The 7,308-nt window shown below is 58.7% G+C and carries 8 protein-coding genes; 5 read left to right on the plus strand and 3 right to left on the minus strand.

The annotated features are described in order from the left end of the window. Nucleotides 1–132: 132 nt before the first annotated feature. From NW829_RS11205 to accD, 3 genes are all read right to left on the minus strand, one after another. A complete protein-coding gene (locus tag NW829_RS11205) occupies nucleotides 133–837 on the minus strand; it encodes a class I SAM-dependent methyltransferase (protein ID WP_414407702.1) in 705 nt (234 codons plus the stop codon). A gap of 101 nt (nucleotides 838–938) precedes the next feature. Further along, entirely contained in the window at nucleotides 939–1,334 is a 396-nt protein-coding gene (locus NW829_RS11210; protein ID WP_238376804.1) for an STAS domain-containing protein, read from the minus strand. A gap of 239 nt (nucleotides 1,335–1,573) precedes the next feature. Continuing rightward, on the minus strand, nucleotides 1,574–2,518 hold the full coding sequence (gene accD, locus NW829_RS11215; RefSeq protein WP_414417103.1) for an acetyl-CoA carboxylase, carboxyltransferase subunit beta: 945 nt from the start codon (nucleotides 2,516–2,518) through the stop codon (nucleotides 1,574–1,576). 124 nt (nucleotides 2,519–2,642) lie between these two features. Between accD and NW829_RS11220 the strand changes: the two genes are divergently transcribed. The 5 genes from NW829_RS11220 (at nucleotide 2,643) to NW829_RS11240 (ending at nucleotide 7,168) form a co-directional block, all read left to right on the plus strand. After that, nucleotides 2,643–3,509: a tRNA (5-methylaminomethyl-2-thiouridine)(34)-methyltransferase MnmD gene (locus tag NW829_RS11220; protein ID WP_414417104.1), complete on the plus strand. Its 867-nt coding sequence runs from the start codon at nucleotides 2,643–2,645 to the stop codon at nucleotides 3,507–3,509. A gap of 154 nt (nucleotides 3,510–3,663) precedes the next feature. After that, a complete protein-coding gene (locus NW829_RS11225; RefSeq protein WP_414417105.1) occupies nucleotides 3,664–4,296 on the plus strand; it encodes a hemerythrin domain-containing protein in 633 nt (210 codons plus the stop codon). 71 nt (nucleotides 4,297–4,367) lie between these two features. Beyond that, entirely contained in the window at nucleotides 4,368–4,556 is a 189-nt protein-coding gene (locus tag NW829_RS11230) for a DUF4089 domain-containing protein (protein WP_011430915.1), read from the plus strand. Beyond that, nucleotides 4,553–5,953: an AtzE family amidohydrolase gene (locus tag NW829_RS11235; RefSeq protein WP_414417106.1), complete on the plus strand. Its 1,401-nt coding sequence runs from the start codon at nucleotides 4,553–4,555 to the stop codon at nucleotides 5,951–5,953. The genes NW829_RS11230 and NW829_RS11235 overlap by 4 nt, the downstream gene beginning before the upstream one ends. A 330-nt stretch (nucleotides 5,954–6,283) precedes the next feature. Beyond that, nucleotides 6,284–7,168, plus strand: a complete 885-nt coding sequence (locus tag NW829_RS11240; protein ID WP_414417107.1) for a hypothetical protein — start codon at nucleotides 6,284–6,286, stop codon at nucleotides 7,166–7,168. The last annotated feature ends 140 nt before the right edge of the window (nucleotides 7,169–7,308 follow it).

A 7,308-nucleotide genomic window follows, 5' to 3' on the forward strand; every position in this document is an offset into this window, starting at 1 on the left:
CGTAAACCAGCCTAGAGGTTAAGCCTACGGCTCGCTTCGCGAACGGGCCTGTTTTGTTCTCTGGTAGGGCAGAGCAGGCTCAGGGCTACTGAAAGCCCGCTCCGTACCGCTTAGCGGTCGGAGCCGGGTAGTTTACGAGATAGGCTTTTCGGCTGCAAGTCGCACAAAGCGATTTTGGTTGTAGAGCTGCTGAGCCACCACTGCGAAACCCACCTTCTCCAGCAACCACACCAGGTCTTCGGCGCTGAAGCGATTGTGCTCGTAGAAGTGGGTAAACTGATCCAACAGCGTTTCCAAAGGCGTGTCCGACTGGAAGAGTTGGGCCTCTGTATCGGCATCGAAGTAGAGGCTGAGCGGGGCGCGCACCCAATCCACCAGCAAAAATCGCCCCCCCGGCTTGAGTAGACGCAACACCTCCTGCAACAAGCGCAAGGGCTGCACCATCTCGTGCAACACCACCACTGCCTGAGCTGCATCGATGCTGTTGGCCGCAAGCGGCAAGTGAGGGTCGTGCAGGTCGGCCTGCAGCAGCTGGATTCCAGGGATCCCTTTCAAATCTGCCGCCGCTCGCTCCAACATGTAGGGCATCACATCCACCCCGATGAAGTGTCCTCCGGGATAGCGTTGCGCCCACTGACCCAGAGCAAACCCCGGCCCGGTTCCCAGATCCAACAAGCGCGGTGCAGGAGGCAGACAGGGCTCGATGTGCATCTGCCAGAACTGCCAAAACGCCTCGTTAAAGCGCCCAGGAGCTGTTGCCAGCATGCGCTCGCAGAAGCTGGGGCCACGGTGGTGCTGGTAGAGAAGCTGAAAGGTATCGAGGCCGGTCTGGGGCATGGCTGAAGATTGTTGAGAAAATTGCTAGAGGGATCACCAGAATTCGCTGATGGGCTGAAAAGAGCATCGGGGGATCCCCAAAAGTAAGGCCTAATGTCGGCCTAACGAGCCGTGGGAGCGCTGGAAAAGTTGGCAATGCCGGTCTCCAGGTCGCTAAAGCAGGTCAATACCTTTTCCATAGAGGTGAGGTTGAGGACGAGGGCCACATTTTCCGGCACGCAACAGAGGCTGAGGTTGCCCCCAGCAGCACGGCACTTGCGCAAAGCAGAGATCAACACCCCCAGCCCAGAGCTGTCCATAAAAGTGACCGACGACATATCGATCAACATATTGGTGTAACCGAAATCTAAAACCTGCTGGAGCAATTGCCGAACTTCTGAGGCGGCCTTGGCATCAAAACGACCCTCCAGCGGCACAATCGCCAGTTTTTGCCCTTGTGGAGTCTCAGCAGTACGGATGCGCAGCTTGAAATCCATCGTTTCCAGTGAAGACCTCATGCCCCACCTTAACACCATCCGCTACCGCCCACCAGGAAATCTTGTGAAGATCCCCAGGGACAGCGCAGCTCCCTCCAAAAACATCTGCCCTCTCGTCCCCAGCTCCTCTCCCAACAAGCCAGAGGGAAGCCGTGTAAACCCATGAAGTAAGAGCCGCCCCAGAGCTTAGCAGGAACTCCATCCCCCGCAGGGAAGGGATCCGGCCTCGGCCACAAATTCCGCATCTTAGGCGGATCTACCTACAGCATAGGTTGCAGGGTTAAAGCCTCCGAGTCTATGGAGGGAAGGGACATGTGCAAACGGGGACGGTGCATAGAGAGCAACTGGGCCAGCCGCTTGCGCAGCTCAGTACGGGGCACAATCGCGTCGATGAGCCCTTGGGCCAGCAAATATTCGGCGGTTTGGAAGCCTTCGGGAAGCTTGCCCTTGCCGATGGTTTGCTCGATTACATTCGGCCCGGCAAACCCCACCTGCGCGCCCGGCTCGGCCAGGATCAAATCTCCCAGCATGGCAAAGCTGGCAGTTACCCCGCCATAGGTGGGATGGGTGAGCACGGAGATGAACAATTGTCCGGCGTCGCGGTGCCTTTGTAGGGCGGCTGAGGTTTTGGCCATCTGCATGAGGCTGAGGATCCCTTCCTGCATGCGGGCTCCCCCCGAAGCCGAAAACAGGATCAAAGGCAGGTGATCGCAGGTGGCCCGTTCCGTGAGGCGGGCGATCTTCTCGCCTACCACCGAGCCCATGCTGCCGCCCATGAAGCGAAAGTCCATCACTCCAATCGCCACCGGGATCCCTTCCAGGCTTCCCAACCCTGTCAGGACGGCATCCTTGAGCTGGGTGCGCTCCTGGTAGGTGGCCAAGCGCTCGGAGTAGGGCTTTTGGTCGAAAAAGTGTAGGGGATCCGTGGGAGCCAGGTGCTCGTCGAGGGGTTGCCAGGATCCGGGATCCAAAAGCTGTTCCAGCCGCTCTGGAGCTGTAATGCGATGGTGATGCCCACAGCTAGGGCAGACTTGCCAGTTTTGCTGCAGATCCTTGGTGTAGGTCAGAGTGTCACAGGCAGGACACTTTTGCCAGAGGCCGTCGGCAATCTCTCTTACCTGACGCTCTTTGTCGAAGGGGCTGCTACCTGTCAGGTTCAGAGAGGTTTGTCTGCGCCGCTCCGCAAACCAATCCAGTAGAGACATAGCTGTTGAAATATCCTCCCTACTCAGGGATGTTGAGAGCCCTGCCGGTGAGCTGCGAAACACATCTCAACGTTCTCAAGCTATCAAAGAATCGCCCAACTGAAAATAGAGACAACAGCAGGCAATGGAGACTCGGTGGCAGGTGCTGACCACAGGGGATGGATCCCTGACCTTTTTCTCGGAAGAGTTTGGACAGGCTTTTCACAACGTCAGTGGTGCCGCCCAGGAGGCTTTGGAGAAGTTTGTCCGCCCTTGCCGGCTGGATCGGCTGCCTTTGGAACGGGATCCCGCCCAGCCCATTTGCCTTTTGGATATTTGCTTTGGCCTGGGCTACAACTCCGGCCTTGCCCTAGAAACCATTTGGCAAATCCGGCCCGATTGTCTTGTGGAGGTAATCGGCCTAGAGCGATCCCCGGAAGTGCCTCGCCAGGCTTGGCAGGCGGGGGTGGGATCCACCTGGAGCTTTGGGCAAGAATGGCAACACTGGATTGAACAGGGATCCTGGCAATCGGAGCGCTGGCGCGGAACGCTGCTGTGGGGCGATGCCCGGCAAACGGTGTTGCAGGTGCCGCTGGGGTGGGCAGATGCGGTGTTTTTGGATCCCTTCTCCCCTTCGGTTTGCCCAGAGCTGTGGACGGTGGATTTCTTGCGGGCCGTGGCCGAACGGATGCGCCCCAGCGGGATTTTGGCCACCTATTCCTGTGCAGCGGCGGTGCGAGCGGCTCTGTTGGAAGCAGGGCTTTTCATCGGCTCTACCCCCCCGGTAGGTCGTCCTTGGCCGGGGACAGTGGCCTCGCCCCAACCTGACCACCTGCCGCCTCTTTCCCCCATGGAGTGGGAGCACCTGAAAACTCGCGCTGCCGTGCCCTACCGGGATCCCACCTTGAAAGGAGATAGAGCGCAAATCCGTCTGCAACGCCAACGGGAACAGCAGGGATCCCCTTTGGAGCCCACTTCTGCTTGGAAACGCCGTTGGCCCGTGCAAGCCTAGAGAGTGGCGTTGCCGGAGTTCAGATCTGGACAACTTTTCCCAGGATTGCTGCCCGAGTGTATCCAAGACACCTGCGCTATTCCCGTACCCTTACGCAAGCCACCATTTCTTGACAAAGTTAAGCTGAGATGAAACTTCTCTGCTGTCAACTGCCATGTCTTCTGAGGAGTCCCTCCCGCTGACGCGAGCAACCTCTGCCGGTACGCTGGTTGCCCTTTGTGCTGAACAGCACCGCGTCATCCTGCAGTTTTTGACTCGCCTGTCTCGAGCGCCGGAGTTGGATCTGGAGCAGCGACGCCTCTGTGTACAAAGGTTGCGACAGCGCCTCTCCCGCCACATTCAACTGGAGCGCCATGTTCTCTACCCCCTGCTCAGGTCGGCTCTCCAGGCGGATCCCCACCTCAGCGCCCAAACTGAGCGGCTGGAGCAACATCTGCGGGATCAGATTCCAGAGCTGACGCGCTTTTTGCACCAATCAGAGCGCACCCCGCAGCAGGTGGATCCTTCTGCTGCCCTTCACTTCTATCGGCAATTGCGGGCTCAGTTTGATCAGGAGGAGAAAATCTTGCATCCCCTCTTTGCCCAGCATGTTTCTCCCGAAGCAGAGCAGCAGCAGTTGCGTCTGTTCCGCAAACGCCTGCAAGCCAGCGCTGCTTCCAATCGCTCTGCACATAGCCGTCGCGTTGCTTTGAATGAGCTGGAACGGCAGGCGATAACCCGCCCTGTCTTGCCCAACGAGCGTCTCTGGTCGCTGCAGGGCAACGCTGTGCAGATGGCCGCTCCCTAGCCAACGACGGTCTTGTTGTTGGAGGCTAGTGGTGGTATTTTTGCTGCAATCGGCTCCCTGACCCCAAAACCATGCAGCCCTGGGATCCCGAAACCTACGTCGATCAAATGGCCCAACTGCTGCAACTGCCCCTGCATCCTGAACACCGAGCAGGGGTGATCGAAAATTTTGCCCGCTTTCTGCCCATTGCTCAACAGGTGCTGGAGTTCCCGTTGCCGCCGATAGTTGAGCCAGATCCCACCTTTGACCCCCAGCCATGACCGGGGATCCCCACCTTCTCGGCAGCGCTGACGCGGTCTCTATTGCCAGGGCTGTCCGCCAGGGATCCGTGAGCGCCCAAGCGGTGGTGGCTGCCTGTCTGGAGCGGATTCGCCGGCGGGATCCCCAGCTCAATGCCTTTACAGCTGTCTTGGAGGAATCGGCCTTACAAGCGGCGGAGCAGGTGGATCGACAGGTGGCTCAAGGGATCCCTGTAGGCCCGTTGGCAGGGGTGCCTTTTGCCGTCAAGAACTTATTTGACGTGGCCGGCCTCACCACCCTGGCTGGCTCGGCGATCAACCGCGAAAATCCCCCGGCCATCCAAGATGCAACGGTGGTGGCTCGTCTCAAGCAGGCAGGGGCAATCTTGGTGGGCACCCTCAACATGGACGAGTACGCCTACGGCTTCGTCACCGAAAACAGCCACTACGGCCCCACCCACAACCCCCACGATCTCAGCCGCAGTGCGGGGGGATCCTCTGGCGGCTCGGCAGCAGCGGTGGCAGGAGGTTTGGTGCCCCTTGCCCTGGGCAGCGACACCAACGGCTCGATTCGGGTACCGGCCTCTTTGTGTGGCGTCTACGGCCTCAAGCCCACCTATGGCCGTCTATCGCGGGCAGGAGCGGCTCTGTTTGCCGCCAGCTTTGACCACGTGGGCCCCTTGGCCCGTTCGGTGGCCGATATTGCCCTCAGCTTCGATGTCATGCAAGGGCCGGATCCCCAAGATCCCGTCTGTACCCGGCGTCCTGTAGATCCCACCTTTGGGCAATTGGGGCAGGGGATCGAGGGCTTGCGCATCGCGGTGGCGGATGATTACTTTGCCCGAGGGGCAGAGCCCCCCATCTTGGCCGGGGTAGAAAAGGTGGCCCAAGCCTTGGGGGTCGGCCAGACTGTGCGGATCCCGGAAGCCCAGCGCGCCCGTGCCGCCGCCTTCCTGATCACGGCTGCTGAGGGAGCCAACCTGCACTTGCCCAACCTGCGAACTCGCCCCCACGACTTTGACCCGGCCACCCGGGATCGCTTTTTGGCCGGAGCTTTGCTGCCCGCCAGTTGGATCTTGCAGGCGCAGCGCTTTCGCCGCTGGTATCGCCAGCAGGTGCAGGCCATTTTTCAGGAGATCGATCTGTTCATCGCCCCCACCACCCCCTGCTTTGCCCCCTTGCTCGGCCAAGAGAAGATGGTGATCGATGGGGTAGAGGTTCTCACTCGGCCCAACCTCGGCCTCTACACCCAGCCCCTCTCGTTTATCGGTCTGCCGGTGCTTTCGCTGCCGTTGCGCGAGAGTGGATCCCTGCCTTTTGGCGTACAACTGGTGGCCGCCCCCTACCAAGAAGCCAAGTTGCTGCGGGCAGCCGCCTATTTGGAGAAGCTAGGGATCCCCAATGCGCAGCCGGTTTGAGCCATGAAGAGCCCTGCTTTTGCAGCGTATCTAGCGTTAGGACTCGCGGGCATCCTCTTGTAGACACTAAATGTGTAGATAAACATTTTGCGGTCAAGAGAATGATTGCCTTGGGGGAGAAGCTCTAGTCTCCGTATGGCCCGTGGGCAATGTCTGAAGCTGGATTTGGGCAGACTCTTTGGCCTTGGCTCGCAAGAGAGATTGGGGCACCGGATATTAAAGTAAAATTAAGCCCCCAGTTGTTGTATCAAATGCCTCCTTCTCCAGGCTTGGCCGATAGAATGAACGGCATAAAATGGACACGGCACCCCCACCTGGACTCATATTCCTATGGATCATCCTGATTCTGTGGCTCGGCGCTACATGAAACTGTGCGAGGCCTATCTCTCTCTCAATGAAGCCTTCGACAAATTGGATCAGTCCCACAGCCGCCTACAGCGCTACATCAAACGACTCTTTCCGCTCAAGCCGATTTTGCAAGAGCAGCTTAAGCAGAGCGACCGCTGGATGAACTCCTTACGAGAAGAACTGCAAGCCAAAGAGGCCCGGCTTGGCGAGCTAATCGCCAACTACGACCAAGTCTGCGGCGAGCTGGACTCTACCAAAGCAGAACTGTTGAGCGCTCAAGCGCTGATTGAGAAACTGGAAGCCGAAAATGCTCAGGTTTTGGAACGCTTGAGTCGGCTCACCAACATGGAAGAGGAAATGGCAAACTTGGCGGAACAGCTGGCCCAAGCGAACGAAGCTCGTCAGCAGATGGAGGCTCGAAATCGCGAGCTGGAGCGAGCTTTGGGAGACCGGGATCAGCACATTTACAGCCTGCAAGAGCGATTGGCACAATTGGAGCAAGAGATGGCCTTCCTGAAAGCTCAGCGGGATGAGGCCCAGCAAGCTGCACAACTGGCTGTATCTCGCGCTGAGCAGGCGGAAGCTAGGCTGAAGGTGCAAACCGAACAAGTTCAGACTTTACAAAATAAGCTCCATCAAGCCGAGGAGCAGCTGGCCATGGTAACCCTGAACGAGCTGGAGCTCCTGCTCAGCCATAACTCGATGAACCTCTTGCGAGAAGCGGGGCAGGCTGCAGAAGTAGATGCCCAGGTGCTGGCAACCGTACCGACCTCTCTGGCCGAGGCGGAACACATTCTGCTGGAGATCGACCAGTTCATTCAGTTCATTTTGGCCTACTCGGAGCCCATGAAGTCGCAGGCTGCGTGACATACTCCCGACGCTGTAGCTAGCTTCCCGCAGGGTTGCTACGCACACAGCGCGGGCTTCTCAGTGACCCCTGCTATCGCTTCAGACATTTCCTGAGCTTAAGGACTACGTCCCGCTGACGCGAAAAGGACGGGATGCCC

Source organism: Synechococcus sp. R55.8, assembly GCF_047461895.1.
Taxonomy (GTDB): Bacteria; Cyanobacteriota; Cyanobacteriia; order Thermostichales; family Thermostichaceae; genus Thermostichus.